We start from the raw sequence: 26,898 nt of genomic DNA on the forward strand, positions 1-26,898 counted from the left end.
ACCACACCTCACCTCGCTCGTTCAACGCAACTCCTCCTCGTCGACCCGGACGGCCCACTGGGCGAACGCTTCGCCGTCGGACCGACCAGCCAGGTAACGCCGGACCACGCGTTCGACGTACTCGGGAAGCTCGTCGGCGGTGGTCTTCAGGCCGCGCGGCTTACGGCCGAACCCGGCCGTCTGTCCCTGCGCCATGCCCAGCCCACCACCGAGATGGATCTGGAATCCCTCGACCTGCCGGCCGTCCGGACCGACCACCAGCTGGCCCTTGAGCCCGATGTCGGCGACCTGCGTACGGGCGCACGCGTTCGGACAGCCGTTGATGTGGATCGAGATGTCGGCGTCCTCGGCCAGGCCGGCGGCCGACAGCCGCTGCTCCAACCGGGCCACCAGTTCCTCGCCGCGCCGCTTGGTCTCGACGATCGCCAGCTTGCAGTACTCGATGCCGGTGCAGGCCATCGTGCCGCGCCGCCAGGTCGACGGCTGAGCCTCCAGACCGATGGCGCGCATGCCGGTGACCAGCGAGTCGACCCGCTGCGGCGCCACGTCGAGGACCAGCAGCTTCTGGTACGGGGTGAGCCGTACCCGGTCGGAGCCGTGCTCGGCGACCAGATCGGCCAGGGCGGCGAGTTGACTGCCGGAGACCCGGCCCACCACCGGGGCGGCACCGACGTAGCGGCGGCCGTCGGCCTGGGCGTGCACCCCGATGTGGTCGATCGGCTTGGCCGGCAGGTCCGGGGCCGGACCGTCCAGCAGGGTGCGGCCGAGGTATTCCTTCTCCAGCACCTCGCGGAACTTCTCCGGCCCCCAGTCGGCGACCAGGAACTTCAACCGGGCCCGGTGGCGCAGCCGACGGTATCCGTAGTCACGGAAGATGCCGACCACACCGGCCCAGACGTCCGGTACCTCGGCCAACGGCACCCACACTCCGAGCCGCTGGGCGATCATCGGGTTGGTCGAGAGCCCGCCGCCGACCCAGAGATCGAATCCGGGGCCGTGCTCGGGGTGCTCGACCCCGACGAACGAGATGTCGTTGACCTCGTACGGGGTGTCGGCCAGCCAGGAGATCGAGGACTTGAACTTGCGCGGCAGGTTGGAGAACTCCTTGCTGCCGACGTACCGGCGGACGATCTCGTCGATCGCCGGGGTCGGGTCGAGCTTTTCGGCGGCGGCCACCCCGGCCACCGGGCTGCCGAGCACGATCCGGGGGCAGTCGCCGCACGCCTCGGTGGTTTCCAGTCCGACGGCTTCGAGCGCCTTCCAGATGGCCGGCATGTCCTCGACCCGGATCCAGTGCAGCTGGATGTTCTGCCGGTCGGTGATGTCGGCGGTGTCCCGGCCGTACCGCTGGGAGATGTCGGCGATGGTGCGCAGCTGAGCCAGGTCGAGCTGACCGCCGTCGATGCGGACCCGGAGCATGAAGTACTCGTCTTCCAGCTCGTGCGGCTCCAGCACGGCGGTACGACCACCGTCGATGCCGGCCTTGCGCTGGGTGTAGAGGCCCCACCAGCGGAACCGGCCACGCAGGTCGGCCGGGTCGATCGAGGCGAAGCCCCGGTGGGCGTAGATGTTCTCGATCCGGGCCCGCACGTTGAGTGGATCGTCGTCCTTCTTGGTCCGCTCGTTGGGGTTGAGCGGCTCACGGTGTCCAAGCGCCCACTGTCCCTCGCCGCGCCGGCGGCCGGGTCGGGTCGGGGTGCTGTTGCGCGCCATCTCGGCGTCCTCCGTGTCTGCGGGTGGTCTGCGGAGGCGGCACGGACGCCGGGGCCATCTGGAGATGGCCGGGCCGATGGAGCGCGATGGCCGGCGCGGTGCCGCCCGGAACCGGAAAAGTGGTCGGGCGTGCTCAGCTAGCCGGACAGATGGCGCTGCGGACGCGACCGTAATCGACGTGGCGGCGGGCCACGAAGCGGCGCTCAACGGCAGCGGTCATGTACGGTATGCTGCCACATCCGTAGGCATCAGACCAGCGTACGGTAGCCGTCGTCCCACATGACGGGCGACGTGTGGTGGCCCTCACCGGCGGGCGAGCGGCACCGCCAGGACGGCCTCGGTGCCACCACCGGCACGATTACGCAATTCGATGCTGCCCCGCAGTTCTCCGGTGGCCAACGCCCGGACGATCTGCAGCCCAAGCCGGCCGCCGCCCTCGGCGTCGAAGTCGGCGGGCAGCCCCTGGCCGTTGTCGGCCACCGTCACGTGCAGCTGTTTGCGGAACCGGTGTGCCGAGACCACCACCTCGGCCGGTTGCACGGGACTCGCCGACGCCGACGCGTCGGCCGATGACGGGAAGCCGTGCTCGACCGCGTTGAGCAGCAGTTCGTTGAGCACCATCACCAGCGAGGTGGCGATCTCGGCCGGCAGCACCCCGAAGCTTCCTTCGCGATGCATGACCACCCGGACCTCGGTGCTGGCCACCTCGGTCGCGGCGCTGGCCACCCGGTCGACGATGCCGTCGAACTCGACCGCCTCGTCGCTGGACATGGAGAGGGTCTCGTGCACCAGCGCGATCGAGGCGACTCGACGTACCGATTCCTCCAGGGCCGCCCGCGCCGCCGGCTGCTCGACCCGGCGGGCCTGCAGTCGCAGCAGCGCGGCCACCGTCTGCAGGTTGTTCTTGACCCGGTGATGGATCTCCCGGATGGTGGCGTCCTTGGTGATCAGGGCGCGGTCCCGGCGGCGTACCTCGGTGATGTCGCGGACCAGGACCAGGGCTCCGATCGGCACACCGGCCGGCATCAGCGGCAGCGCCCGGGTCAGCATGGTGGCGCCCCGGGCTTCGATCTCCTTGCGGGCCGGTGCCTCCCCGCGCAGCGCGGCGAGGATCCGGTTGGCCGCGTCGGTGCCTTCCAACGGGTCGTCGGCGAGTCGGTGCGCCAACGCCGCGAGGTCCTCACCGACCAGATGCGCGGCGAATCCGAGCCGACGGAACGCCGACTGGGCGTTGGGGCTTGCGTAGGTGACCTTGCCGCTGGCGTCCAGCCGGATCAGCCCGTCACCGACCCGGGGCGCCGAGGTGGTCTCGCCCGGATGCCGGACCGGCGGGAAGGTGCCGTCGGCGACCATCTGGGCCAGGTCGTCGGCGGTGGTCAGGTAGTTGAGTTCGAGCTGGCTGGGGGTGCGGGCGGTGGAGAGGTTGGTGTCCCGGCCGATCACGGCGATGATCCGACCCGGCTCACCGTCGGCGGCGCGTAGCAGCACCGGCATCGCCTCGTGCCGGGCCGGGGTGTTGCCGTACCAGACCGGGTCTCCTTCCCGCCAGATCCGGCCCTGGGCGTACGCGATGGTCAGGTGCGCCACCTCCGGGCCGTCGACGGTTCGGCCGACCTGGTCGTCCTGGTATGCCGTCGGGGCGGTGGTCGGCCGTACCTGCGCGACGCAGAGGAACGCGCCGATCGTGTCGACCGGCACCCACAGCAGCAGGTCCGCGAAGGACAGATCGGACAAAAGCTGCCATTCACCTGCCAGACGGTGCAGATGGTCGATGTCGACCGGCCGCAGGGTGGTGTGTTCCTCGACGAGATCACGAAGGGTGGACACCCCCGTAGCCTGCCATGCCCCGAGGTCGTACCGACAGCCGTCACCCGGTCGGTACGGGCCCTGCCCGCCCGCCGCTCACCGGGTAGCGGTCACCTTGGCCAGCCCGCGTGGCGCGTCCGGATCCTCCCCCCGGGCCACCGCCAGCGCCAGCGCCAGCCGCTGCGCCGGCAGGATGTCCAGCAACGGGGCGTACCGCTCGTCGACCCGGGGCAGCACGATGGCCGCGGCCGGCGCCGGATCGGTCACGTCGCCCGACGCGGTGCCGGCCGAGCCGGTACCGGCCGACGTGACCCCGGCGCCGATGGTCAACACGTCCGCCCGCCGCTCGGCGAGTCGCCGCAGCACCTCGCGCATGGCGGACCCGCCGGGGCCGGTGCCGACGACCGCGATCACCGGCACGTCCGGGTCGGCCATGGCCAACGGCCCGTGCAGCAGGTCGGCGCCGGAGAAGGCCAACGCCGGCAGGTACGAGGTTTCCATCAGCTTGAGGGCGATCTCCCGGGCGGTCGGGTAGGCGTAGCCACGGCCGGTGGTGACCAGCTGGGCCGCGAACCGGTAGCGCGGGGCCAGCTCGGTAGGGACGGGATCGGCGAGCACCCGCTCGGCCAGTTCCGGCAGGGCGTCGAGCGCGGCCCGCTCGTCGGCCGGCAGCGACCCGTCGCCGGCGCGGATCCCTTCGATCAGCATGAGCAGGGCGAGCAACTGCGCGGTGTACGTCTTGGTGGCCGCGACCGCGCGTTCGTGCCCGGCCGCGATGTCGATCGTCAGCTCGGCCGCCTCGGCCAGCGGCGAGTCCGGCTGGTTGGTGACGGCCACGGTCGTCGCGCCACCGGCCCGGGCCACCCGTAGTACCTCGGCGAGATCGGGTGAGCCGCCGCTCTGGCTCACCCCGACGACGAGCGCGTCGCGCAGGTCGGGACGGGCACCGAAGAGGGTGACGGCGCTGGGCGAGGCGAGTCCGGCCGGCAGGCCGAGCCGGATCTCGGTGAGGTACGCCGCGTACAGCGCGGCGTGGTCGGAGGTGCCACGCGCGGTGAACACCACATGCCGGGGGCGGCGCCGGGCCACCACGGCGGCGACGGCCGCGATCGGGTCCGCGTACGCGGGTTGGCGTAGCCGGGCGTAGCCGGCTGGCTGCTCCGCGATGTCGGCTGCCATCCCACTTCCCGGTCTCGTCACGGCCCGCCTCCCGAATCTGCTCGATGTAGCTCGATTGGCGCTCATTCTTGCACGCTTTTCGTTTCATGAGCAACGTAGTGAGCAGTAACGAGCAAGGGTGCCACGATAGCCGCTCCGTGCCCTAGGCTGCCGGAGCCAAGGGGGGACGATCACGCGACGAGGATCGGAAGAACGTGTCCGAGGGAATACACGACCCGCGTCTGGCCGCCGAGGGCGAACTGGCGCTGGCACGGCTGGCGCTGGAGGAAGGCGACTACCGACACGCCGCCGACCACGTCGCCGGCGCGATCACCCATGCTCCGACTCTGCCCGAGGTGCACGAGCTGCTCACCCGGCTGGCCGCGCGCACCAGCGGCGGACTGGAGCTGTTCCCCCTCGACGACCATGTGTTCATCGGCACCGTGGTAGCCCGGGCACATCTGCTGGCCGCCGCCGGCCGGCCCGGCGAAGGACTGGAGCTGCTGGCCGCCGCGACCAGCCACGCGCCGGGCGCGGACTGGGCCGGGGTGCCCTGGGTCAGCGCCGAGGAGCTGCCCGGCCGGCTGGATCCGGACCAGATCGCGATCGTGCTGATGCAGATCTGTGCCGGCGTACCCGATCCGGTCCCCACCGGCGACCGGCCCCCGCTGCTGCCGTACCTGCGGCTGGCAGACCACGCCACCGCCGCGCACCCGCACCACGGCCTGCTGCTCGGCGCCAGCTCGGCGCTGGCCCGCCGGCTCGGTGAGATTCCGACCGCCCTCGACTGGGCGACCCGAGGAGTCCGCGCCGAACCGACGAAACTCGCCGAGGTCTGGCTCGGGTACGCCTACCGCAGCGCCGGCCGGACCGCCGACGCGATCACCGCGCTACGCCGGGCCAGCGCCCACGACCCGGACGACCTGTCGATCTACGCCGACATCGCCGGCACCCTGGCCGACGCCGGCCGACTCGACGAAGCGATCACCTGGATCGAGCAGGCGCTGGCCCGTAACCCGACCTTCGGCTGTGCGGTGCACACCGCGTACCGGCTGCGTTACCAACGCGACGCCGCGCTGCACCACCTGATCGCGCTCGCCGACTTTCAGCGCGACCATCCCGACGACTCCCACGAACACCACGACCTGGCCGAGTGCTGCCACGACCGGCCCTGGCTGTCGCGGCTACCGGCCGCCGGCGGCACGGTCGTGGCGACCATCGAACGGGCCCTCACCCGGGGCCTGGTGCCGACCAGGTTGTCGCTGCGTCACCCGGAGCCGCCCAGCGCGATGCGCCTGCTCGGCACGGCCTTTCCCGGGCTGCCGGTCACGGTCGAACGAACCCCCGACCCCGACCCGCGAGTGCCGAGACGCACCTCGGTACGGCAGTTGTGGCGCTACGCCGGCTGGCAGGCCGATCCGGCGCTGGACCATCCCTCACCGGTGGCGTGCGAACGGATCCGGCAGGTCGCCCAACCGGTCTGGAGCCATCCGCCAGCGGCCTACGACAACGCGGTCGTACTCGCCACGCTGGACGTGGACGACCTGCTCGGTCTGCTGGTGCATCCACCGCCGCCGGCCGACCCCGACCTCGACCCGGCCGGCTGGCTCCGCTGCGTCCAGGTCTGGGCCTGCCTGGGGATGCTGCATCACCGCACCGACGAAGCGTGGGCGCTGTCCACCCGCCGCCGGGTACTCGTCGACGTGGCCTGGGGAGTCGAGGACTGGGCCGCCGAAGCAGCGATGTTCGCGCTGGTCACCGCCGCCTGGGTGGATCCGGAGGTACGGCCGGACGTGTCCCGGGTGGTAGCCGAGCGGCTCGCCGACGCGGTCGAGGTGGCCGGCTACCGCAGCGTGCCGATCCTCTGGTCGCTGGCCCAGCTGGCGCTGGCCACACCAGATCTCGACCCGGACACGACAGCCACCGCACGTCGGATCGTCGGTCGGTCGGCACGGGTCCCCCGCCAACGCCGACCCGGCCTGATCCGCCGGCTCCTCGGCCGGGGCTGACCCACCGGGCACTCGGCCGGGGCTGACCCACCGGGCACTCGGCCGGACCGCAGCCACCGGCTGACCAGCCGGGGTGGGTACTAGTCGATGACCGCGATCAGGTCACCTTCCTGAACGACGTCGCCTTCGCCGACGGCGAGCTGTCGCACCACGCCGTCGCACTCGGCCACCACCGGGATCTCCATCTTCATGGATTCCAGGATCACCAGAGTGTCTCCGTCGGAAACGGTGTCGCCGGTGGCGACCACCACCTTCCAGACGTTCGCCACCATCTCGGCCCGGATCTCCTCGGCCATCTGCCGGCCCTCCCTCGTCGGCCGGCCAGCGCCGGCCGTCCTCGTCCGCCCATCGCGATGTGCGAAAGGTATCCAACCATGTGCCCGCCGCGCATGCCGGTCAGCAGACCGGCCTAGCATCAACAGGTCAGCTCCCGGTCTACGGGAGACACCGTCCGACGGGAGGGCACATGGCCAAGAAGGCACGCAAGAAGAAGGCGCGCAAGAAGAGCGCGGCCAACCACGGCAAGCGCCCCAACTCCTGAGGTGCCAGTCGCCGGCCGGGACCAACGGGGTTCCGGTCGGCGGCCCGTGACAGGATCAGCGGCCGTGACCGGCGGCCCGTGACGGACCGCGCCGACCGACCGGTCAGTCCGGCAGATATTCGCGGGACTCGGCGTCGAAGGCGAACTCGCTGAGCTTGGCCCGCAGCCGCTCGCGCAGCTCCACGGGAGCCGTCTCGTTGCCGCAACACCGCGCGACCAGAGCCTTGACCTCCTGCTCGATGCCGTACTCGCGCAGGCAGGGAGAGCATTCGTCGAGGTGGTGCCGGATGAGCCGGCGTCGCTCGTCAGCGCATTCCAGGTCGAGGTAGAGGTAGACCTCGGCGAGTACCTGACGACAGTCCTGCTCGGATGAGTCAGCGCCCACGATCGTCACACCTCCTGGCTGGCTGCGGCGGGCTTGGTCGACCGGGAACGCTGCAGGCCGCGGTCGGCCGCGTAGCGCTCCAGCATGCCTCGCAGGTTGCGCCGTCCACGGTGCAGCCGGGACATCACTGTCCCGATCGGAGTGCCCATGATGTCGGCGATCTCCTTGTAGGAAAATCCCTCCACGTCGGCGAGGTAGACCGCGAGGCGGAACTCCTCCGGCAGCTGCTGCAGGGCGTTCTTGATGTCACTGTCGGGCAGCCGTTCCAGCGCCTCGGTCTCGGCCGACTTGAGCCCGCTGGAGGTGTGCGACTCCGCGGCTGCGAGCTGCCAGTCGGTGATCTCCTCGGTGGGTGCCTGCACCGGCTGGCGCTGCCGGCGTCGGTAGGAGTTGATGTAGGTGTTGGTCAGGATGCGGTAGAGCCAGGCCTTGAGATTGGTGCCTTCCTCGAACTGGTGGAAGGCGGAGAACGCCTTGAGGAAGGTCTCCTGGACCAGGTCCTCGGCGTCGGCCGGGTTACGCGTCATCCGGAGCGCGGCCGCGTACAACTGGTCGACGAACGGCAGCGCGTCACGCTCGAAACGTGTGCGCCGCTCGTCTGTCCGCTCGGATCGGGTCAACCCCTCGTCTCCCCTCGACTGTCCCGCCGAGGATACGCCCATTGCCGTACCCGCAGATGCGGTTCGGTGAGGTGTGCCCGTACTCACCGTGGCGCTGGTGCGCACGATGGCCGGACGCGCGGTGGCCGCCGGAGCGGCCCGGCCGGCTGCGGCCAGGGACTGCGTCGACCACTCGTCGGGTCGCCATGCGGGGGCGTCGCGCAGATGTCGGCCGATCGCCTGCTGACCGGCCGGCCTGATCGAACCCCGTGTCTCGGTTCGCACCGGTTCACCCCTTCGTCGCGTACTGCTTCCGGGGGATGTAACGCTGCGCGAACGGCAGGGCATTCCAGCCAGCTCTGCCACCCGTCCCGGTTCCGGTGACGACGATGGGCACCGGAACCGGGAGGGGCCTGGGATCTCCGCGGTGGTGTCGCCACCGCGGCTCGTCGCGGGCCGGCTCGGCGCCACGCACACCGGATGCAACGACGCCCGCCGGTCGAGGACACGGCCCCCGGCGCTGCCGGGGAGACCGCTCTCAGCGGCGGGCCCAGTCACGCGCCGCGAGCCAGTCCACCACCACCCCGGCCACGCCCTCCGGATCCCCCCGCAGGTCGTGCCGCTCACCCGGCCGTACCACCACGTCCCGGTCAGGGCCCGCTGGCGGTACGCCGAACGGGTCACGCTCGCCGTTGACCACCAGCGTCGGCAGGCCGGTCACCAGCTCACCGGCCCGGGTCCGCTCCGGACGGCCGGGCGGATGCAACGGAAACGCCAGAGCGATCACACCGGCCGCCGACACCTGGGCGGCGGTCCGGCAGGCCACCCGGGCGCCACTCGACCGTCCGCCGACGATCAACGGCGGTACGCCGCCGGAGGACCCGGCGACGGCGAAGTCGGCGGCCAACCGAGCCACGACCGCACGCCACGCCTCGTCGAGGTGGCCGGCGGGTGCCGGGGCGCGCCGACCGGCCACCCGGTAGGGCTGGGTCACCCTGGCTACCGCGACGGCGGCGCAGGCGGCCGCCGAGCAGAGCGCGGACAGGTCGGCGGCGGTGACGTCGCCACCGGCACCGTGCCCGAGCACCAACAGGCTCGCCAGCGGGATCGGCGGGACGACCAGGTCGATCCAGGCCGGGCCTCGTGGGGTGGGGACCGTCTGTCGGCGCCTGGACCAGCCCTGGTCAAACTCCGGATCGTCGTACCGCTGGGTCACCAGGGCATTGTGCCGCGCGCCCGTCGCCCGGCGGCCGGCGACGCCCGGGCGACCGCCCGCGAGGCGAACGGCCCAGGTCAGCCCGGCCCGGCCCGGCTCAGGTCAGCCCGGCCCGGCCCGGCTCAGGTCAGCGGGACGAGGCTGAGCAGGCGGTCGCGGACATCGCGGCCGGGCTGCGACCCGTCCGGCGGGATCTGGCCGGCCGGGGCCTGCCAGGCGATCTGCATCGCCCGCCGTTCCCGGGGCGTGGTGGCCCCCCACACTCCGTGCGCGTCGCCGGCGTCCAACGCCCAGGCAAGGCAGGGGCCCTGAACCTCACAGGTGCGGCAGAGTGCCACGGCCGGGTCCGCCGGCTCGCTCGGTGCCGGGAAGAACGTCTCCGGGTCGACGCTCTGGCACACCCCTCGGGTCCGCCACGCTTCGTCCAGACGTCGCTCGGCGAGCGCCCGAAGCAGCCGGGGGTCGCGACGTGCGGCCGCGACCTCGTGCGGGCGAGGCATTCGCGCCCGTGTCATTTACCCACCTCCCCCCCGTGGGATCAGAACATTGATCAAAGTCACTTGCTCGGGGTGAATCCGAATCCACTGTCGGCGCTGGTTTCTATCGCACTTTGCTGGGGACAGACAAGGGTCTGCATCGATTCTGGGAAAAATACGGCCGGGCGTTTCGGTCGCAACGCCAGCAAACCTCCACCCGAGTACCGAAGACGTCACCAGGAGTAGCAGACACTGGCCCGCCGCCCGTGTGGGAGCGATACCAGCCCGACGATCAGAACAGGGTCGGTTCGGCCGCTGGCCCCCCGCCGCCGAGTGGCGTGGTCGGCACGACCCGTTCGACCAGTCCGGCACCGTTGTGCCGGACGTTGCCGACGGCTGGGCCCACCGGCCGAATCTCGATGCGGTCGAGGTAATCGCCATCCGGAGGTGCCAGCAGCACGGTCGGGTCCACGTCCGGGTCCAACCATTCCGACCAGCGATTCACCGGCAACAGAAGCGGCATCCGATCATGAATCCCGGCGAGCCGGCCCGTCGCTGCCGTGGTGATCACGCTGCTGGTGATCAGTGGGTCCGTACGCCCCCAGACCGACCAGAGTCCGGCGAAGGCGAGGACCCCGCCATCGGCGGGTGTCAGGTAGTACGCCTGGCTGCGGCCCCGCCTGCCGCCGGCCGGCCGGACCCACTCGTACCATCCGTCGGCCGGCACCAGGCACCGCCGCCGGGCGAACGACGGCGCGAACGCGGAACTGGTCGCCACCGTCTCCGCACGCGCGTTGATCATTCGGGTGCCGATCTTGACATCCGCCGCCCACGGCGGCACCAAACCCCACCGAGCCGTGCTCAGCACTCGCCGCGCCGGGCCATCGGGCGGAGGCCCCGCACGGCCGGATCGCCGGGACAGCCGCACGATCGGCACCGGATCCGTCGGCGCCACGTTGTAGTCGGCCGCCACCTCGTCGCCGGTGTCGTCCAACGCCTCGAAGAGCGCGGTCAGGTCCGCCGCGCTGCGTGTGGTCGCGTACCGCCCGCACATGGTGCCCAGGTTAGACCCGCCCGGACCGGCTGTTGGCACACTGTACGGGTGCCCACGCTGACTGTGCCCCAACCGTACGAGCCATGGACCGCCCCCACCGCCGCCGGGCCGGTAGCCGCGACCCTGCGTCTGCCCGGTTCCAAGTCGATGACCGCCCGCGCCCTGGTGCTCAGCGCGATCAGCGCCACCACGGCCAGCGTCCGCCGACCGCTGCAGGCCCGCGACACCACCCTGATGGCAGCCGGGCTGGCGGCGATGGGTGCCGACCTGGACACCAGCTCCGTCGAGCGCTGGGCGGTGCGGCCGGCGACACTGCGGGGACCGGCACACGTCGACGTCGGTCTCGCCGGGACGATCATGCGCTTCCTGCCGGCCGTTGCCGGCCTGGCCGACGGTCCGGTCACCTTCGACGGCGACCCGCACGCCCGGTCCCGGCCGCTCGGTCCACTGCTCGACGGGCTGCGTACGGTCGGATTGCGCATCGACGCGGCGACCACCGGCGGCCTGCCGATCACCGTGCACGGCACCGGCCGGATCCCCGGCGGTGAGGTCGCCATCGACGCCTCGAAGTCCAGCCAGTTCGTCTCCGGTCTGCTGCTGGCCGCCCCGCGCTTCACCGACGGCGTGCTGGTCCGGCACGTCGGCGGTGACCTGCCCTCCGCTCCACACGTCCGGATGACCGTTCGGATGCTGCGGGCGGCCGGGGCGGCGGTCGACGACTCCGTACCCGATGTCTGGCGGGTCGAGCCGGGCGAGCTGACCGGCCAGGAGTGGGCGATCGAACCGGACCTCTCCGGTGCGCTGCCCTTCTTTGCGGCGGCCCTGGTCACCGGCGGTGAGGTCACCCTGAGCGACTGGCCGCAGCGCAGTGCCCAGCCGGTCGAGCTGCTGATCGAACTGATCGACCAGCTCGGTGGTCGCGCCGAGCTCACCTCGGCCGGGCTGACCGTGCGCGGCACCGGCACGCTGCACGGGATCACCGCCGACCTCCGCCAGGTCAGCGAGCTGACCCCGGTGATCGCCGCGCTGGCGACCCTGGCCGACGGGCCGTCCCGGCTGACCGGCGTGGCCCACATCCGAGGACACGAGACCGATCGGCTGGCCGCTCTCGCCGCCGAGCTGGGCGGTCTCGGCGCCGAGGTGACCGAGTTGCCGGACGGGCTGGAGATCGCCCCCAAGCCGCTGCGTGGCGGCCGGTTCCACACCTACGACGATCACCGGATGGCACACGCCGCCGCGGTGCTCGGTCTGGTGGTGCCCGGAATCGAACTCACCGACGTGGCGTGTACGTCCAAGACGCTGCCGGAATTCCCGACACTATGGACCACGACGGCCGGCGGCAGTCGCTGATCTGTCACGAGGCAGTCTGCGGTCCGCAGGCACCTGCGGGCTGACCGGCCGGCCAGCGGGCGACCAGCCAGCGGGCGACCAGCCAGCAGGCCACCGAACGGCGGCCGACCGAGCAGCGGAACGGCGACGAACGGAAGGGAAGCGGCCCTGGCGGGCAAGCGCAGAGAATACGACGAGGACGACGTACGGGTGCGCCCACGACGGTCCTCCCGTCCGCGCACCCGTACCCGACCGGCGCACGACGACGCGGTCGACGGATTCGTGGTCGCGGTCGATCGGGGTCGGTACAGCTGTGTGCTGACCCCGGCTTCCGGGTCGACACCGACGCCGACCGACCGGCGACCGGTGGTGACGGTCACCGCGATGCGGGCCCGCGAACTCGGCCGCAAGTCGGTGGTGGTCGGCGACCGGGTCGGACTGGTCGGCGACGTGTCGGGCACCACCGGGTCGTTGGCCCGGATCGTCCGGATCGACGAGCGGGTGTCCGTGCTGCGCCGGACCGCTGACGACGACGACACCACCGCCGAGGGACGGTTGGAGCGGGTCGTGGTGGCGAACGCCGACCAACTGGTCATCGTCAGCGCGCTGGCCGACCCGCCACCCCGGACCGGCTTCATCGACCGCTGCCTGGTAGCGGCCTACGACGCAGGAATCGAGCCGCTGCTCTGCCTCACCAAGGCCGATCTGGCCGGTCCGGAAGCGGTGATCGACTACTACCACGACCTGGATCTGGAGTACGTCCTCTGCCGCCCCGGCAGCGAACTCGACGAATTGCGCCAACGACTCGCCGGGCGGCTGTCGGTGCTGGTCGGGCACTCCGGCGTCGGCAAGAGCACGCTGGTCAACCGGCTCGTCCCACAGGCGCTGCGGGCAGTGGGAGCGGTCAGCGCGATCGGCCGGGGTCGGCACACCTCGTCGAGCGCGGTCGTACTCCGGTTGCCCGCCCTGCCCGCCGGGGCCGCCGAGGTCGTTGCCCGGCATCCGACCAGCGGGCAGGACCCCGGCTGGATCGTCGACACGCCCGGGATCCGCAGCTTCGGACTCGCCCACGTGTCCGCCGAGAGCCTGCTGCACGGCTTTCCGGACCTGGTCGACGGCACGCTGGAGTGCCCGCCCAACTGCGAGCACAGCGGCAGCGCGGAAGGCTGCCGGTTGGCCGGTTGGGTGGCCGACGGCAATGCCGACCCACGACGGTTGGCCTCCTACCGCCGGCTGCTGGACTCCCGGTCAGGGGAACCCGACAGCTAAAGATCTTGCGCATCGGGACACGCGACCGCTGCGCTCGGTAATCGACTACCTTTCCGGCCATGGCCCGGTACGCCGATGATCTGTCTCTCGCCCACCTGCTCGCCGACACTGCGGACTCGATGTCGATGGCCCGCTTCCGGGCGCTCGACCTGCACGTCGAAGCGAAACCGGATCTGACCCCGGTCTCCGACGCCGACACCGCTGTCGAGAAGGCGCTGCGCGCCACGCTCGCCCGTACCCGCCCCCGCGACGGCGTACTCGGCGAGGAATTCGGTGCCTCGGTCGCGGCGGCGGGCCCCGGCAACCGGCAGTGGGTCATCGACCCGATCGACGGCACCAAGAACTTCATCCGGGGCGTGCCGATCTGGGCCACGTTGATCGCCCTGATGGAAGGCGATCAACCGGTGGTCGGGTTGGTGTCGGCTCCGGCCCTGGGCCGCCGCTGGTGGGCGGCGACCGGTCACGGCGCGTACGCCGGACGGCACACCGCCGCCGCCACGCCGATCAAGGTCTCGGGTGTCCGCCGGCTGGCCGACGCGAGCTTTTGCTACTCGTCGTTGCCCAGTTGGCAGGAGTCAGGTCGGCTCGACGCCATGCTGGACATCATGCGGTCGGTGTGGCGCAGCCGCGCGTACGGCGACTTCTACGGATACATGCTGGTCGCCGAAGGCGCCGTCGACATCATGGTCGAACCTGAACTGTCCTTGTGGGACCTGGCCGCGCTGATTCCCATCGTGACGGAGGCCGGTGGCACGTTCACCGACCTGACCGGACGGCCCGGACCCGGCGGCGGCAGCGCGGTGGCGAGTAACGGCAAGCTGCACTCCGACCTGTTGCACCGGCTGGGCTGACCTGCCCGCACCGGCTGGGCTGACCTGCCCGCACCGGCACGGCCGCACGCCCGCCGGTGTCTGCCAGCCGGCCTCGCCCTCCCGCGCCGTACCGACCCTCTATCCTCGCCGGGTGACGTCGACCGGGTGGTGCTTTCTCGCGGCGATGGTCGTCACCTACGGCGTGGCCCATCTGTTCCAGGCGATCGCGGCGGCACGTACCACGGTTCGGGGTCGGTGCGATCCCGGTCTGCTGTTCCGGCTCGCCCGCCACCGGATCTACCTGGCCGGCCTCGGTTGTCAGGCGGCGGCCTTCGTATTGGCGTTCCTCGCCCGACGGGACCTGCCGCTGTTCCTGGTCCAGGCGAGCGTCGCGGCGGCGCTGGGCGTCACCGCGATCCTCGGGGTGGTGGTGCTGAACTGGCGGTTGCCGCCCGCCGAGGTCTCGCTGCTGGTGCTGCTGCTGGTCGGGGTCACCGCGCTCGTGGTCTCCGCCCGACCCGCACCCGCGCATCAGCTCGGGCCACGGGCGGTGACGGTGCTGGTCCTGGCGACCGGTGCGATCGCCGGCTGCGGCGTACTGGCGGCCCGGTTGCCCGGGGCGGCCGGTGCGGTGACGCTGGGGTTGTTCGCCGGTTTCGCGTTCTCGGCGGCGGCGGTCGCTTCCCGCCCGCTGGCCGGGGCCACCTCGATAGCCACCCTGCTCGGACAGCCGCTGCTGTACGTGCTGATCGCCCACTGCGCGGTCGGTCAATGGCTGATCGGGTTGGCGATGCAGCGAGGTTCGGTGACGGCGGCGATCGCGGCCATGGACGCCGCCGGTTCGGTACCCGCCGCGATCGTCGGTCTGCTACTGCTCAACGACAGGGTCTGGCCCGGACGGGAATGGTTGGCGGTCACCGGATTCGTGGTGACCCTGGCCGCCGTCCTCGGCCTGACCCGGGTCGCCGCCACGCAGCACCTGATCACCAGTGGACTGGCTCCGATCGCGCCAGCGGCCGTCGGCGAGTCACCAGCCGGCCTCCGACGACCAGCCGACACCAGACGACCAGCCGACACCAGACAACCAGCCGCTGACGGGCCGGCTCAGGCCGCCCGCGCCCGGGTGGCCGCCGGATCGCCCGACGCGGCGGCGTCGACGATCTCGGTCGTCTCGACCTCGGCCAGGTTGATCTCCACATCGACCAGCTCGACCGAATCTCCGTCGGGCGGCTCGGCACCGGAGACCGATCCCACCGGTACGCATCGGCCACGTAGCCCGAGCACCCGGTGGTAGAGCCGCTCGACCGCGGTAGCCGTCCGCTCCCAGCTGTAGCGGCACCGGACCCGGTCGATCGCGGCGTGCCCGTAGGCGAAGCGCTCCGCGTCGTCGGCGAGCAGCCGACGTACCGTGAGCCCCAGGCTCCGGACGTCGCCGACCGGGACCAGACGGCCCGTCACCGAGTCGACCACGCAGTCCCCGACGCCGCCGTGGGCGTACCCGACCACCGGTACGCCGCAGGCCATCGCCTCCAGCGCCACGGTCCCGGCCGGGGCGTACCGGCTGGCGCAGACCACGAGGTCCACCGACCGGTACAGCTCCGGCATCTCCTGGGCAGCGACCACCCCGAGCAGCTCCACCTGGTCCGTCACCCCGCACCGGTCGGCCAGCGCGCGAAGCCGGTGCGCGTCGGGGTGGCCGCCGAGCGCGGTCGGTGCCGGCCCGCCGGCCACGATCAGGTCCGCGTCGCCGACCAGACGGAGACAGCGGATCAGATCGTCGTGTCCGTAGCCGGCGGTGAGGCCGCCGACGGACAGGATCCGCCGACGGCGGCGGGGACGCTCCTCGGTGTCGGGACAGAACCGGTCGATGTCCACTCCGGGCGGGATCATCGCCACGGAGGCGCGGTCGCGGCCCATCCGGGCGAGTTCGTCGACTTCGTCGGTGCACTGGGCGATGGCCGCGTCGACCACTCGGCTCAGGGCCTGCTCCAGCGCCACCCGTACCCGTGGTCCCCGGTAGTCGGGACCGAGTACCCGCTGCTGCTGGCTGCCGACGCTGTGGAAGGTCTGCACCAGCGGGACGCTGGTCCGACCGACCGCGCTCGCGACGGCGAGCCCGCCGGGCCAGAAGTGTCCGTGCACCACGTCCGGGCTCCAGTCGCCCCGCTGCCACTGCCCGGCCAGCCAGCTGCCGATCTCCGGCAGGTGCCCGAGCAGGTCGGCGGTGCCAAGGTCGTGCGGTGGACCCACCGGGACACTGATCACGCGGTAGCCGCCCCGCTCGTCGTCCGGCGGCTCGTCCGGGGTCGAACGGCGTTGGTAGACCCGAACGTCGTGGCCCAGCCGCGCCAACTCGGCGGCGAGCCGGTCGATGTGCTGACGGGTCCCGGTCGACGCTCGTCCGGTGGTGTCCAGGTGTGCTCCGTCCCGGTTGCCGGGGTCGCGACCGATGGAAGCTCCACCGTGTGCGGACACAAGGCCGACGCGCATCTGTCACCTCCTCCTGGCGTGCGATGGGGCCGGTGGCGGTCGCGGTCCGGGCCCCGCCACCGCCATTTCTAACCCCTGCCGCCAGCCGAATTCCGGGGTTCCGGTCAGCACCACCCCGAGGTGCGGAGTTGGCCCGGCCCGACTCCGAACATCGCCGGTATGAACAGGCCAAACCGGGGTACCCGTACGCATGGCAGCGACCAGGACGCAGAGCGGCCGCATCCGCCCATCGGGTCCGTCTCCGACGCGACCTGGTCCGAGCATCGCGGCGTACGTCGCCGAACGACGGTGTGCCCTGGTGCGTGATCGGACGGGTCCGGTGGTCCGGCTGGTCGGCACGCTGGACCGGCAGACCGCCGGTGCGGTACGCGAGGACTTGCTGACCTGCCTCGCCGATCGGGCCGAACCGGTGGCGGTCGACGTCAGCGCCGTACGGATCGCCGACATCGTGGCGGTGCGCGTCGCGTCCGACGTCGCGGCGACGGTCGAGCACTGGCCGGCCGGCGGTTTCGTGATCACCGCACCGCCAGCCGGTACGGGCCGGCTCTGGTCCGCCACCGGGGTCACCGTCGTCGCCGGTCAGCGGGTCGCCGGATACGAGTTGGTGCCGGCGTCGCCGTCCGGCGGGACGCTGCCTGACGGCGAAGCGACCTCGGCGCCGCTCGGGCTCGATCTGCTGCCGGTCGCGGGTGCGGCCCGCCGGGCCCGCGAGTTGGTCACCGACGGGTGCGCGCGGTGGGACGTGCCGCACCTCACCGGACCCGCGTGCGTCGCGATCACCGAGATGGTGAACAACGTGGTGGTGCACGCCGGCACGGCGATGTCGGTACGGGTGGCGTACCGAAACGGAACGCTGCGGTTGTCGGTGCGTGACGGTTCCGCCGATCTGCCCCGGCTGCGTGGCCCGGTCCCGCCGACCGCCCTGGGCGGTCGCGGAATGCTGTTGGTCGACGCGGTGGCACGGCGCTGGGGCGGTACGCCGATCAGCGGGGGCAAACTGACCTGGGCGACCATCGAAGCCACCGACGATCGACGTGGCGGCGTGTGATGGTGGCGCACGACAGCTCGACGGCCACGTCGCGGATCACCCGACTGGCCCTGGTGGCGTTCGGTGTCGCGGTCGGCTACCTGGTCGGACGGGAGACACGACGATCCGGGCGCAGGCTGCCGGCCGGACCGCCGCCGGTCGGACCGGCTCCGGCCGGCACCATGTCCACCGGTCCGAACCCACCCGCGGAGCCGACCGCCACCCGCCGGGCTGAACCGGCCGGCACCCACCAGGCTGAACCGGCCGGCACCCGACGGGCTGACCCCGCGGCCGGCGCGTCGGCGCCGGTACGGCCGGCGACGGCCCCACGGGGGCAGCGGCCCGGCGTCGATCTGGGCTACCGGCCCGGTCTGCCGGCGGACCAAGGCTTCGCGGCGGACACGGTGAGCGGCGCGTCGGCGACCACCGCGTCCGACTCGTACGAGGTGCTGCCCGGCCGGACGACGGCGAGCCCGACCGCGCCGATCGGGCACCCGGTCGAGGGTCGCCGTCCGGCCTCGGGTCGATCGCCGCATGCGACCCCGGATCCACCAGCCCAGCCGGATCCACCAGCCCGACCGGACGAACCGGCCCCGTCGGATCCGACGTAGGACCGCCGAGTCGCCTCAGACCAGGGTGTGTGACAGCTACGGCGCCGGGTAATGGGACGGCATGCGCGAAGACGACTTCCCCCGCCCGGTATCCGACACCGAGTCCGAAGGCATCCCGGAGACCGCCGACGACGACTCGACCGCCTACGACGACGTGGCGAGTGGCCGGGAGGCGGATGGGCCCGATCCGGCCAGCGTCCCGGGCGATGTGCCGATGGCGGTCGATCATTTCGGCAACACCGCGCAAGAGCAACGCGACGGGGAATCGCTCGACTACAAGGTTGCCCGGGAATCGTTGGAGACGCCGGTACGCGACCTGCTCAGTGGCCCCGCTGATCCGGCGTTGGGCGACGAAGCCGACAGCGAGCGGGCCGCCGCCCAGGCGCAGCTCGACGCCGACGTGATCGATCCCGGCCCCTCCTCCGACCCCGACTCGCCGGTGTCGGTCTACGACCACGGCCGGCTCGGTGGTTCCGCCGACGGGATGGTGGGGCGGCTGGTGGAACCAGACGAGGGCGCCCACAGCGACGCGGAGCCTGACGCGGTGGCGGCGGACGCCGGTGCGGCCGGCGGTGGGGCCAGCGCCGAGGAGCTGGCGATCCACGAAACCCAGCCACCGCCGGACCGACCGGTCGACCGGCAGCGGTAGTCCTGGCGACGGCGATATCCAGCTAAAGCTGACTCGGCGACGTCTGACCTGCGCCGAGGCGGGTATACCGACGGATGCACATTGACGTATATGAGCCGAAGGCTGCCGAACAGTTCTGGGAAGGGCTGCGGGACGTAGCTGCTGCCGCCACTCGCCTCAAGGATGACGAACTGTATGAGGCAATCGTCAAGATCGGCAGGGCGGGCCTGGCGCAGGGTGTCGAACTGGTGCCATCCAGCGGATTGTTTCTCCGATGCCCGGTTTGCGACGGCCTGCCCGGTCAGCGCTGCATCAACATGCCCCGACATCCCGTGAGCGACAACGCCTTGCACCCTGAGCGCATCGACTTGGCCAAGAAGGCGCTAGCGGGGGAAGTACCACTTCCCGCCCCCCTCCGTTGATGCCTCTCCTTGGCAAGATCCGGAACATGCGCGGGATGACCCACCCTGCTACCCGGTCGCCTATTCGTCGAGGCCCTGCTCGATCGCGTAGCGGGTGAGTTCGACCCGGTTGTGCAGTTGCAGCTTGCCGAGGGTGTTCTGCACGTGGTTCTGCACCGTACGGTGGGACAGCCCGAGCCGCGTCGCGATCTGCTTGTAGGACAGCCCTTTCGCCACCAGGCGCAGTACCTCGGTCTCCCGATCGGTCAATCGGGGTTCGTCACCGCCCGGATTCGGCGCGGCGGCGAGCCGGCGGTATTCGCCGAGCACCAGCCCGGCCAGCCCGGGGGTGAAGACGGTGTCACCGACGCTGGTGCGGCGTACGGCGTCGAGGAACTCCGCCGGGCTGGCCGACTTGAGCAGGTAGCCGGTCGCGCCGGCCTTCACCGCATCCAGGACGCTCTGCTGTTCCCCGCTGGCGGAAAGCATGAGGACCCGGACGCCCGGCTGGGCCGCGAGTAGCCCCCGGATCACCTCGACACCCGACATGTCGGGCAGCTGCAGGTCGAGCACCACGACGTCCGGGCGGGTCGCCTGGCAGATCCGGATCGCCTGGCGGCCCTCGCCGGTGGTGGCCACCACCTCGTGTCCCGCTTCGGACAGGTCGCGGGCCACTCCTTCGCGCCACATCGGATGGTCGTCGACCACCATGACGCGAATCGGGCCGCTGTCGTCTGTCGGCTGGTCGCCGCCCATCTACCGCTCCTCGGTCCCGGGTCGGGTAGCCGTCGTCGGCACCCGCAACTCGATCTCCGTACCCTCGCCCACGGTGGTGAGGATTCGCACCGTCCCGCCCAGTTCGACGATCCGGCCTTTGATCGACTGGCTCACGCCGAGCCGGCCTGCGGCGGCGGCCTCGTCGAGCCGGCCCGGCGGGATGCCGCACCCGTCGTCCCGGATCGACACGGTGACGACCCCTTCCTCCTCCTCGACCAGCACCCAGCACCGGGTACCCGGGCCGCCGTGCCGGGACGCGTTGTCGATCGCGGCCGCGACGGCGGCCCCGATCTGGTCGACGGCGTTCGCGCGGAGCCGGACCGGGTCGGCGGGGGTGGCGACGGTCACCGTGGGCGACTCGTAGCTGGCGATCACCGTACGCAGGTCGGTCGGCCGGGGGGCGCTCGGCGCGGTGGTGGCCGATTCGCCGCCAGCCGCGCCCCGGCTGGCGACCAGTGCGCGCAGGGCCGATTCCTGTTCGCCGGCGAGCCGGGCCAGTTCGCCGGCTTCCCCGTCGAGGTGGGCGCCGCGCCGGGCGACCATCGCGAGGACCTGGAGCACCGAGTCGTGGATGTCGCGCGCCAGGCGTTCCCGTTCTCGGGTCGCGGCGGCCAGTTCCCGGGTCGCGGCTTCGAGTTCCACGGCACGTTGCAGCCGCTGCTCGGCCTGCTCGATGAGCCGGGCGACGTGGCCGACAGCGATTCCGGCCAGCAGCATCAGCACGCCGGGGGTGACCGACGATTCGTTGAGCCGTTCCCGTACCGCCAGATCGGCCGCGGTGAGGATCAGGGCCGCGACCACACCGAGACGACGGCCGCCGGCGACGGCCCAGGCGAGGACCGGAGCGGCGAGCCAGGCGACGGCCAGGGTGGGGACGCCGTCGGCGAGCGCCGGCCGGCCGATCACCCACGGGCTGATCAGCAGGGTAGTCAGCGCCACCGCCAGGTCGGCGGCGAGCAACGGCCAGCGGCGCGACGCCGGTCGGGCGTACGCGTAGGCGGCGACGACGGTCCATGCGATCATGCCCAGGAGGACCGGGATCGCGATCAGAGGGTGTGCGTAGTCGCCCAGGTTGCGGACGTAGAGCACCAGTACGTAGCCGAGGGCGGTGAACCGGAAGACCGCGATGGCGCGCCAGAGCGGCACCAACAGGGTGCCCGGCGGCGAGGGGCTCTGGTGCACCCGACGACGATGGCACAGGAGCTGCGCGATGGCGAACCGGTCGCCGCAGTCGGCCGTACCGGATGCGAGGTCCGGTTGGCGGCTGACCCGATCTAGGGGGAAAATGACAATAAAATACCTTCCTATCTTCAGCCGGATGGATTCATGACCGACGCGGATCCCCCGTCATCGGCTACGGTCGTGCCTATCGACCCGACGGATCTACTCAGCGAGACCTTCGACCGGGGTCAGGTCACTGACCTCCGGCACCGCGTCGCATCCTGCGCACTGAGCGCCGGCATGCACGGGCAGCGGCTGGACGACTTCGTCCTGGCCGTCAACGAGCTGATCACCAACGCCGTACGTCATGGTGGCGGGCGCGGTTGGCTGCGGATGTGGCGAGAGGCACACTCGATGGTCTGCGAGGTATCCGACAACGGCCACGGGATCGAGACCGACCGACTGCACAACCGGGATCGACCCGCGCCGAACACCGCAGGCGGCTGGGGGCTGTGGCTCACCGAGCGGTTGACCGACACCATGGCCGTGGCGACCAGCTCCAGCGGCACCACCGTCCGGATCAGTCTCAGTGTCCCCGCCACCGGCTCCGCCGGTCGGGAGCCGGCCGGGCAGGCTCCGCCCGGCAGCTGACCGGCCGCCCGCGTCGTAGCCGTACAGACCCTGCGCCGCCCCGTCGCCACACGCCAGCCCGTCGCCACACGCCAGCTGCCATCCCGGCACAGCGCCGCGCCGCGACGGCGGCAGCCCGCCGATCAGGCGAACAACGCGCTGACCGACTCGCCGTTGTGAATCCGCCGCATCGCCTCGGCCAGTGCCGGCGCCACGGAGAGCACCTGCAGCTTCGGCACCCGCTTGCCCTCCGGAATCGGCACGGTGTTGGTACAGACGATCTCCAGGACCCCCTCCTGGCTACTCAGCCGGTCGAGGGCGCCACTGGAGAACAGCCCATGGGTGCAGGCGATCCGGATCGACCGGACCTTGAGGTCGCGCAGGTGGTCGATGAGTTCGATCACCGTACTGCCCTTGGCGATCTCGTCGTCGAGGACGATCACGTCGCGGTCCACGACGTCACCGATCACGGCGCTGATCTGCACCCGATCGTCACTGAAACGTTGCTTGGCACCGGCCGCCACCGGGAGACCAAGCATCCGGGCGAAGGCAGCAGCCTCCTTGGCGTTGCCGAGGTCGGGCGAAACGACCACCGTGTCGGCCAATTCGTGGCCGCGAAAGTGCGCGGCCAACTCCCGGAGCGCGTGCAGGTGGTCGACGGGGACGCTGAAGAACCCGTGCACCTGCGGCGAGTGCAGGGTCATCGCGAGCACCCGGTCGGCACCGGCGGACACCAGCAGGTCGGCGACGAGCCGGGCACCGATCGAGATTCGCGGGGCGTCCTTCTTGTCGGAACGGGCGTAGGCGTAGTGCGGCAGCACCACGGTGATCCGCCCGGCTGAGGCCCCCCGGGCGGCGTCGAGCATCAGCAGCAGCTCGACCAGGTGTTCCTGTACCGGCGGCACCAGTGGCTGGATCAGGAAGACATCCCGCTCGCGGCAGTTCGCCTGCAGCTGCACTTCCAGGCAGTCGTTGGCGAACCGGGACACCCGTACCGGTTGCAGCGGGACGTCCAGGTGAGCGCAGATCTCGGCCGCCAACTCGGGGTGGGCACTGCCGCTGAAAACCGCAATGTCGCGCACGCCGTACATCGTAGGTCAGCCGCCGTCGACGCCACCCACACCACGGTCGCCGTACCCGGGCCGCCACCCGCCGTGGCCTAGCCGAGCTGCTTGTGGACGAACTCGATCGACAGTTGGTCGAAATGGGCCCGGCCGCCCTCGTGGTCGTCCCACTCGTACACCTCGATCTCCTTCGGGCCGGAGTACGCGTGGTAAGCGGCGAAGACCGTCGACGGCGGGCAGGTCTGGTCCATCAACGCGGCGCTGAACAGCGCCGGTGCGGTCGCCCACGGCACCAGGTGCGCGGCATCGACGTAGTCGACCGTGGCGAACGCGGCGGCGGCGCGCTCTGGTTGCAGCCGGCAGAACCGGACCAGCTCGTTGTAGGGATCCGCGTCGGTGATCGTCACCGCCCGCCGGATCTGGCACAGGAACGGCACCTGGGACACCACCGCCCGGACCCGGTCCCCGGCCAACGCGGCGGCGGCCAACGCCAGCCCGCCGCCTTGGCTGGCGCCGACCACGGCCAACCGGGATCCGTCGACGCCCGGCAGGTCACCGGCGATCTCCACGGCCCGCGCGGCATCGGTGATCAGCCGACGGTAGTAGTAGCCGGCTGGATCGAGCACGCCTCGGGTGAGGTAGCCGGGAGTGGCCGGTCCGGACCCGTCCGGACCGGGATCCGGGGTGTCGCCGCCCCGCCACGAACCGCCCTGGCCGCGGGTGTCCATCACCAGATGGGCGTAACCGGCGGACGCCCAGAGCAGCCACTCGTGCGGGCGGCCCCGGCCGCCGCCGTACCCGATGAACTGGACGACGACCGGTAGCGGCCCGGCGGCACCCGACGGCACGTTGAGCCAGGCCTTGATCTCCTGACCCGCGAAGCCGGTGAAACTCACGTCGTACGTGTCGATCGCACGCAACGGGGTGGCCACCGGGGTGGCCACCGGCTTCGCCGCCATCGACCGGGCGTCCGACAGCGTGTCGTCCCAGAACGCGCGCAGATCGGCCGGCGGCGTCAGCTCGGGCTGGTAACGCCGCAGCCGATCGAGGGGAAGATCGAACCAGGCCATGAGCGGCACGCTACCAGCGACGGCGGGGCGGATGGAGTCCGATGTCCATGGCCATACTGGCCTGATGACCGCGCAGAGCAGCCCGGCCGCCGCCGGACGGTACATCGCCGCCATCGACCAGGGCACCACCTCGTCACGATGCATCGTGTTCGACGCCGACGGCACGATCGTCACCATGGCCCAGCGCGAACACCGGCAGATCTTCCCCCGCCCCGGCTGGGTCGAACACGACGCCGACGAGATCTGGGCCAACGTCGAGCAGGTCGTCCGGCAGGCCCTCGCCGACGCTGGCATCGGCGGCGCGGCCGACGCCGACGCCGACGCTGGTGGATTGGCCGCGATCGGCATCACCAACCAGCGGGAGACCACCGTGGTGTGGGACCGGACCACCGGCCGGCCGGTGCACCCCGCGATCGTCTGGCAGGACACCCGTACCGGCCCGCAGCTGCGGCGGCTCGGCGCGGCCGTCGGCGAGCAGCGGCTACGGGAACGCACCGGACTGCCGCTGGCGACGTACTTCGCCGGGCCGAAGGCGATGTGGCTGCTGGAACACGTCGACGGGCTGCGCGAGCGGGCCGAACGCGGCGAGGTGCTGTTCGGCACGATGGAATCCTGGCTGATCTGGAAGTTGACCGGCCGGCACGTCACCGACGTCACCAACGCCAGCCGGACGCTGCTGATGGACGTGCACACGCTGCGCTGGGACGACGAAATCCTGGCCGCGGCGGGCATTCCGGCCGCGATGCTGCCGGAAATCGTCTCGTCGGCGACGGTCTACGGTACGACGGACGCCGACGTCGCCGGCGGAGCGCTGGCCGGCGTACCGGTCGCCAGTGCCCTCGGTGACCAGCAGGCGGCGTTGTTCGGGCAGACCTGCTTCCAGCCCGGCGAGGCCAAATGCACCTACGGCACCGGCAGTTTCCTGCTGCTCAACACCGGTACGAGTGCGGTCACCTCACAGCACGGGCTGCTGACCACGGTGGCGTACCAGATCGGTGATGCCCCGGCCCACTACGCGCTGGAGGGTGCGATCGCGGTGACCGGGTCGCTGGTGCAGTGGCTGCGCGACAACCTGGGGCTGATCTCCAGCGCGGCGCAGATCGAGGAGCTGGCTCGCAGCGTCGACGGCAACGGCGGCTGCTACATCGTGCCGGCGTTCTCCGGGCTGTTCGCCCCGCACTGGCGGGCCGACGCCCGGGGCGTGGTCGCCGGATTGACCGGTTACATCACCAAGGGGCATCTGGCCCGCGCGGTGCTGGAAGCCTCGGCGTGGCAGACCCGGGAGGTGGTGGACGCGATGAACGCCGATTCCGACGTGGCGCTGCGCCGGCTGCGGGTCGACGGTGGGATGACCGCCAACGGGCTGTTGATGCAGTTCCTGGCCGACGTGCTCGACGTGCCGGTGGTGCGTCCGGCGGTCAGCGAGACGACCTGTCTCGGGGCGGCGTACGCGGCCGGGTTGGCGGTCGGTTTCTGGCCGGACCTGGACACGTTGCGCGCCCAGTGGCGGGCCGACGCGCACTGGCGGCCGGCGATGTCGGCGGCGCACCGGGACCGCGAGTACGCCCAGTGGCGCAAGGCCGTCAGCCGTACCCTCGACTGGGTCGACGACTGACGGCCAGCTCCTCATCGGCTCGGCTGTCCTTCTCGTCGGCTCGGCTGAGCGCCTCGTCGGGCGGCAGCAAATCGGCCGAGCGGTGCGCGACCGCCGAGGCGATGATGGCGACCGCCGAGGCGATGATGGCGACCGCGTCGGCACCGGGCATCGCCGGCAGCTGCCGGCCGTCGCGCAACCGCAACGCGACCCGACCGTACGGCGCCTCCCAGGCACCGATCACCGCCACGTACGGAATCCTGCGCCGGGCCGCCGTTCTGCCGCCGCCACCGAAACCGTTCGTCATCAACGGCGACTGGCGCGATGCTGTCCCGATGCCCACCCGCACCGCGTACGACGACGAGCTCGGCGACCACTTCGCCCGACACGCCGACACCAGCCCGTACAACGCCTATGTCGACCGGCCGGCGATGCTCGCTCTCACCGGCGACGTCGGCGGGGACGTCGGCGGGCAGCGGATCCTCGATGTCGGCTGCGGGGCCGGACATTACGCGGCGGAGCTGCTGTCGCGCGGTGCCGAGGTCGTCGGGATCGACGGCAGCTCGACACTGTTGGACCACGCCCGGCGCAGGTTGGGCGACCGGGCCGACCTGCACCGGCACGACGCCGAAGACCCGCTCGACTTCATCGACGACGCGTCGTTCGACGGGGTGATCTGCGCGTTGATGCTGCACCACGTCGCCAACCGACGGCAGTTGCTGGGCGAGCTACGACGGGTGCTGCGTCCGGGCGGATGGCTGCTGATCTCCACGACCCACCCGACCGCCGACTGGCGGCGCTTCGGCGGCTCGTACTTCACCGACGACTGGGTCGACCTTCCACTGGCCGGCGGCGCGTTGTCGATCCGCTACCAACGTATGACGCTGGAGACGTTCCTGGGCGAGCTGCTGGACGCCGGCTTCAGCCTGGAGCGGCTCGTCGAGCCACGCCCGGTGCCCAGCCTGCGTGACGTCGACGAGGCGGCCTACCACAAGCTGCGCCAGTCGCCGTCTTTCGTCGCCGTCCGGTTCCGGCGGCCCTGACGACAGGCGGTGGTCCGGTGCCCCGCTGGTCGCGG

General features: G+C 71.6%; 26 protein-coding genes and 1 pseudogene. 12 read left to right on the forward strand and 15 right to left on the reverse strand.

Translation table 11 applies throughout. The features are described from left to right. Positions 1 to 21: 21 nt before the first annotated feature. The 3 genes from O7632_RS26580 to O7632_RS26590 all read right to left on the reverse strand — a co-directional run bounded on the left by O7632_RS26580 (position 22) and on the right by O7632_RS26590 (position 4,698). Positions 22 to 1,713, reverse strand: coding sequence for a nitrite/sulfite reductase (locus O7632_RS26580; RefSeq protein ID WP_278118193.1), 1,692 nt, complete (start codon positions 1,711 to 1,713; stop codon positions 22 to 24). A 303-nt stretch (positions 1,714 to 2,016) separates the two neighbouring features. Beyond that, entirely contained in the window at positions 2,017 to 3,540 is a 1,524-nt protein-coding gene (locus O7632_RS26585) for a PAS domain-containing sensor histidine kinase (protein WP_278118195.1), read from the reverse strand. Positions 3,541 to 3,615: 75 nt separating this feature from the next. Next, a complete protein-coding gene (locus O7632_RS26590) occupies positions 3,616 to 4,698 on the reverse strand; it encodes an SIS domain-containing protein (protein ID WP_278118196.1) in 1,083 nt (360 codons plus the stop codon). A 194-nt stretch (positions 4,699 to 4,892) separates the two neighbouring features. Between O7632_RS26590 and O7632_RS26595 the strand changes: the two genes are divergently transcribed. Then, positions 4,893 to 6,686, forward strand: coding sequence for a tetratricopeptide repeat protein (locus tag O7632_RS26595; RefSeq protein ID WP_278118197.1), 1,794 nt, complete (start codon positions 4,893 to 4,895; stop codon positions 6,684 to 6,686). 80 nt (positions 6,687 to 6,766) lie between these two features. Here the strand turns inward: O7632_RS26595 and O7632_RS26600 are convergent, their stop codons facing one another. The 6 genes from O7632_RS26600 to O7632_RS26625 form a co-directional block, all read right to left on the reverse strand. Continuing rightward, on the reverse strand, positions 6,767 to 6,982 hold the full coding sequence (locus O7632_RS26600) for a biotin/lipoyl-binding carrier protein (RefSeq protein ID WP_278118199.1): 216 nt from the start codon (positions 6,980 to 6,982) through the stop codon (positions 6,767 to 6,769). Between the two features lie 348 nt (positions 6,983 to 7,330). After that, positions 7,331 to 7,612 (reverse strand): mycothiol system anti-sigma-R factor, encoded by a 282-nt coding sequence (rsrA, locus tag O7632_RS26605; RefSeq protein WP_278118201.1) that lies wholly within the window; start codon positions 7,610 to 7,612, stop codon positions 7,331 to 7,333. A gap of 5 nt (positions 7,613 to 7,617) precedes the next feature. Then, entirely contained in the window at positions 7,618 to 8,274 is a 657-nt protein-coding gene (locus O7632_RS26610) for a sigma-70 family RNA polymerase sigma factor (RefSeq protein WP_278118203.1), read from the reverse strand. A 475-nt stretch (positions 8,275 to 8,749) separates the two neighbouring features. Continuing rightward, positions 8,750 to 9,427, reverse strand: a complete 678-nt coding sequence (locus O7632_RS26615) for an alpha/beta family hydrolase (RefSeq protein ID WP_278118205.1) — start codon at positions 9,425 to 9,427, stop codon at positions 8,750 to 8,752. A gap of 122 nt (positions 9,428 to 9,549) precedes the next feature. Continuing rightward, positions 9,550 to 9,942, reverse strand: a complete 393-nt coding sequence (locus O7632_RS26620) for a WhiB family transcriptional regulator (RefSeq protein WP_278118207.1) — start codon at positions 9,940 to 9,942, stop codon at positions 9,550 to 9,552. Between the two features lie 253 nt (positions 9,943 to 10,195). Next, on the reverse strand, positions 10,196 to 10,957 hold the full coding sequence (locus O7632_RS26625) for an SOS response-associated peptidase (protein ID WP_278118209.1): 762 nt from the start codon (positions 10,955 to 10,957) through the stop codon (positions 10,196 to 10,198). Positions 10,958 to 11,005: 48 nt separating this feature from the next. Here O7632_RS26625 and aroA point away from each other — a divergent pair, with 48 nt between their 5' ends. The 4 genes and pseudogenes from aroA to O7632_RS26645 form a co-directional block, all read left to right on the forward strand. Further along, positions 11,006 to 12,307 carry a 3-phosphoshikimate 1-carboxyvinyltransferase gene (gene aroA, locus O7632_RS26630; protein ID WP_278118210.1) on the forward strand — a complete coding sequence of 434 codons (1,302 nt, stop codon included), beginning with the start codon at positions 11,006 to 11,008 and terminating at the stop codon, positions 12,305 to 12,307. A 189-nt stretch (positions 12,308 to 12,496) separates the two neighbouring features. Continuing rightward, complete coding sequence (locus O7632_RS26635) at positions 12,497 to 13,555, forward strand: ribosome small subunit-dependent GTPase A (RefSeq protein WP_278118212.1); 1,059 nt, start codon at positions 12,497 to 12,499, stop codon at positions 13,553 to 13,555. A gap of 59 nt (positions 13,556 to 13,614) precedes the next feature. Beyond that, positions 13,615 to 14,406, forward strand: coding sequence for a histidinol-phosphatase (gene hisN, locus O7632_RS26640; RefSeq protein ID WP_278118213.1), 792 nt, complete (start codon positions 13,615 to 13,617; stop codon positions 14,404 to 14,406). 145 nt (positions 14,407 to 14,551) lie between these two features. Continuing rightward, positions 14,552 to 15,328, forward strand: a pseudogene (locus O7632_RS26645) (hypothetical protein); the annotation flags it as partial. Positions 15,329 to 15,471: 143 nt separating this feature from the next. Here the strand turns inward: O7632_RS26645 and O7632_RS26650 are convergent. After that, positions 15,472 to 16,857 carry a glycosyltransferase gene (locus O7632_RS26650; protein WP_278118214.1) on the reverse strand — a complete coding sequence of 462 codons (1,386 nt, stop codon included), beginning with the start codon at positions 16,855 to 16,857 and terminating at the stop codon, positions 15,472 to 15,474. A gap of 298 nt (positions 16,858 to 17,155) precedes the next feature. Between O7632_RS26650 and O7632_RS26655 the strand changes: the two genes are divergently transcribed. The 4 genes from O7632_RS26655 (at position 17,156) to O7632_RS26670 (ending at position 19,545) form a co-directional block, all read left to right on the forward strand. Next, positions 17,156 to 17,905 carry a hypothetical protein gene (locus O7632_RS26655; RefSeq protein WP_278118216.1) on the forward strand — a complete coding sequence of 250 codons (750 nt, stop codon included), beginning with the start codon at positions 17,156 to 17,158 and terminating at the stop codon, positions 17,903 to 17,905. Positions 17,906 to 17,907: 2 nt separating this feature from the next. Next, on the forward strand, positions 17,908 to 18,495 hold the full coding sequence (locus O7632_RS26660; RefSeq protein ID WP_278118217.1) for a hypothetical protein: 588 nt from the start codon (positions 17,908 to 17,910) through the stop codon (positions 18,493 to 18,495). Positions 18,496 to 18,556: 61 nt separating this feature from the next. Next, on the forward strand, positions 18,557 to 19,144 hold the full coding sequence (locus O7632_RS26665; protein WP_278118219.1) for a DUF5709 domain-containing protein: 588 nt from the start codon (positions 18,557 to 18,559) through the stop codon (positions 19,142 to 19,144). Between the two features lie 74 nt (positions 19,145 to 19,218). Beyond that, complete coding sequence (locus O7632_RS26670) at positions 19,219 to 19,545, forward strand: hypothetical protein (RefSeq protein ID WP_278118221.1); 327 nt, start codon at positions 19,219 to 19,221, stop codon at positions 19,543 to 19,545. 60 nt (positions 19,546 to 19,605) lie between these two features. Here the strand turns inward: O7632_RS26670 and O7632_RS26675 are convergent, their stop codons facing one another. Continuing rightward, positions 19,606 to 20,280 carry a response regulator transcription factor gene (locus O7632_RS26675; protein ID WP_278118223.1) on the reverse strand — a complete coding sequence of 225 codons (675 nt, stop codon included), beginning with the start codon at positions 20,278 to 20,280 and terminating at the stop codon, positions 19,606 to 19,608. Beyond that, positions 20,281 to 21,483, reverse strand: a complete 1,203-nt coding sequence (locus tag O7632_RS26680) for a DUF5931 domain-containing protein (protein WP_278118224.1) — start codon at positions 21,481 to 21,483, stop codon at positions 20,281 to 20,283. 144 nt (positions 21,484 to 21,627) lie between these two features. On the opposite strand from O7632_RS26680, the gene O7632_RS26685 reads away from it, so the two are divergent. Further along, entirely contained in the window at positions 21,628 to 22,113 is a 486-nt protein-coding gene (locus O7632_RS26685; protein WP_278118225.1) for an ATP-binding protein, read from the forward strand. 122 nt (positions 22,114 to 22,235) lie between these two features. Here the strand turns inward: O7632_RS26685 and O7632_RS26690 are convergent, their stop codons facing one another. Continuing rightward, positions 22,236 to 23,174: a ribose-phosphate pyrophosphokinase gene (locus O7632_RS26690; RefSeq protein WP_278118227.1), complete on the reverse strand. Its 939-nt coding sequence runs from the start codon at positions 23,172 to 23,174 to the stop codon at positions 22,236 to 22,238. A 77-nt stretch (positions 23,175 to 23,251) separates the two neighbouring features. Next, positions 23,252 to 24,226 (reverse strand): alpha/beta fold hydrolase, encoded by a 975-nt coding sequence (locus tag O7632_RS26695; RefSeq protein ID WP_278118229.1) that lies wholly within the window; start codon positions 24,224 to 24,226, stop codon positions 23,252 to 23,254. A 64-nt stretch (positions 24,227 to 24,290) separates the two neighbouring features. On the opposite strand from O7632_RS26695, the gene glpK reads away from it, so the two are divergent. Beyond that, positions 24,291 to 25,841, forward strand: coding sequence for a glycerol kinase GlpK (gene glpK / locus O7632_RS26700; RefSeq protein WP_278118231.1), 1,551 nt, complete (start codon positions 24,291 to 24,293; stop codon positions 25,839 to 25,841). Here the strand turns inward: glpK and O7632_RS26705 are convergent. Beyond that, complete coding sequence (locus O7632_RS26705) at positions 25,810 to 26,127, reverse strand: hypothetical protein (protein ID WP_278118233.1); 318 nt, start codon at positions 26,125 to 26,127, stop codon at positions 25,810 to 25,812. The genes glpK and O7632_RS26705 overlap by 32 nt on opposite strands. Before the next feature lie 28 nt (positions 26,128 to 26,155). Between O7632_RS26705 and O7632_RS26710 the strand changes: the two genes are divergently transcribed. Continuing rightward, entirely contained in the window at positions 26,156 to 26,863 is a 708-nt protein-coding gene (locus O7632_RS26710; RefSeq protein WP_278118235.1) for a class I SAM-dependent methyltransferase, read from the forward strand. Positions 26,864 to 26,898 lie beyond the last annotated feature (35 nt).

It is taken from the genome of Solwaraspora sp. WMMD406 (assembly GCF_029626025.1).
In the GTDB taxonomy this organism is placed as follows: domain Bacteria; phylum Actinomycetota; class Actinomycetes; order Mycobacteriales; family Micromonosporaceae; genus Micromonospora_E.

What these genes read in the sequence shown, in the direction of transcription:
- O7632_RS26620 (WP_278118207.1), bottom strand. Translation starts at nt 9,942, where the DNA reads ATGACACGGGCGCGAATGCCTCGCCCGCACGAGGTCGCGGCCGCACGT.
- O7632_RS26705 (WP_278118233.1), bottom strand. Translation starts at nt 26,127, where the DNA reads ATGACGAACGGTTTCGGTGGCGGCGGCAGAACGGCGGCCCGGCGCAGG.
- O7632_RS26580 (WP_278118193.1), bottom strand. Translation starts at nt 1,713, where the DNA reads ATGGCGCGCAACAGCACCCCGACCCGACCCGGCCGCCGGCGCGGCGAG.
- O7632_RS26610 (WP_278118203.1), bottom strand. Translation starts at nt 8,274, where the DNA reads ATGGGCGTATCCTCGGCGGGACAGTCGAGGGGAGACGAGGGGTTGACC.
- O7632_RS26685 (WP_278118225.1), top strand. Translation starts at nt 21,628, where the DNA reads ATGACCGACGCGGATCCCCCGTCATCGGCTACGGTCGTGCCTATCGAC.
- O7632_RS26650 (WP_278118214.1), bottom strand. Translation starts at nt 16,857, where the DNA reads ATGCGCGTCGGCCTTGTGTCCGCACACGGTGGAGCTTCCATCGGTCGC.
- O7632_RS26710 (WP_278118235.1), top strand. Translation starts at nt 26,156, where the DNA reads ATGCCCACCCGCACCGCGTACGACGACGAGCTCGGCGACCACTTCGCC.
- glpK (WP_278118231.1), top strand. Translation starts at nt 24,291, where the DNA reads ATGACCGCGCAGAGCAGCCCGGCCGCCGCCGGACGGTACATCGCCGCC.
- O7632_RS26670 (WP_278118221.1), top strand. Translation starts at nt 19,219, where the DNA reads ATGCACATTGACGTATATGAGCCGAAGGCTGCCGAACAGTTCTGGGAA.
- O7632_RS26625 (WP_278118209.1), bottom strand. Translation starts at nt 10,957, where the DNA reads ATGTGCGGGCGGTACGCGACCACACGCAGCGCGGCGGACCTGACCGCG.
- O7632_RS26695 (WP_278118229.1), bottom strand. Translation starts at nt 24,226, where the DNA reads ATGGCCTGGTTCGATCTTCCCCTCGATCGGCTGCGGCGTTACCAGCCC.
- O7632_RS26590 (WP_278118196.1), bottom strand. Translation starts at nt 4,698, where the DNA reads ATGGCAGCCGACATCGCGGAGCAGCCAGCCGGCTACGCCCGGCTACGC.
- O7632_RS26600 (WP_278118199.1), bottom strand. Translation starts at nt 6,982, where the DNA reads ATGGCCGAGGAGATCCGGGCCGAGATGGTGGCGAACGTCTGGAAGGTG.
- O7632_RS26665 (WP_278118219.1), top strand. Translation starts at nt 18,557, where the DNA reads ATGCGCGAAGACGACTTCCCCCGCCCGGTATCCGACACCGAGTCCGAA.
- O7632_RS26675 (WP_278118223.1), bottom strand. Translation starts at nt 20,280, where the DNA reads ATGGGCGGCGACCAGCCGACAGACGACAGCGGCCCGATTCGCGTCATG.
- hisN (WP_278118213.1), top strand. Translation starts at nt 13,615, where the DNA reads ATGGCCCGGTACGCCGATGATCTGTCTCTCGCCCACCTGCTCGCCGAC.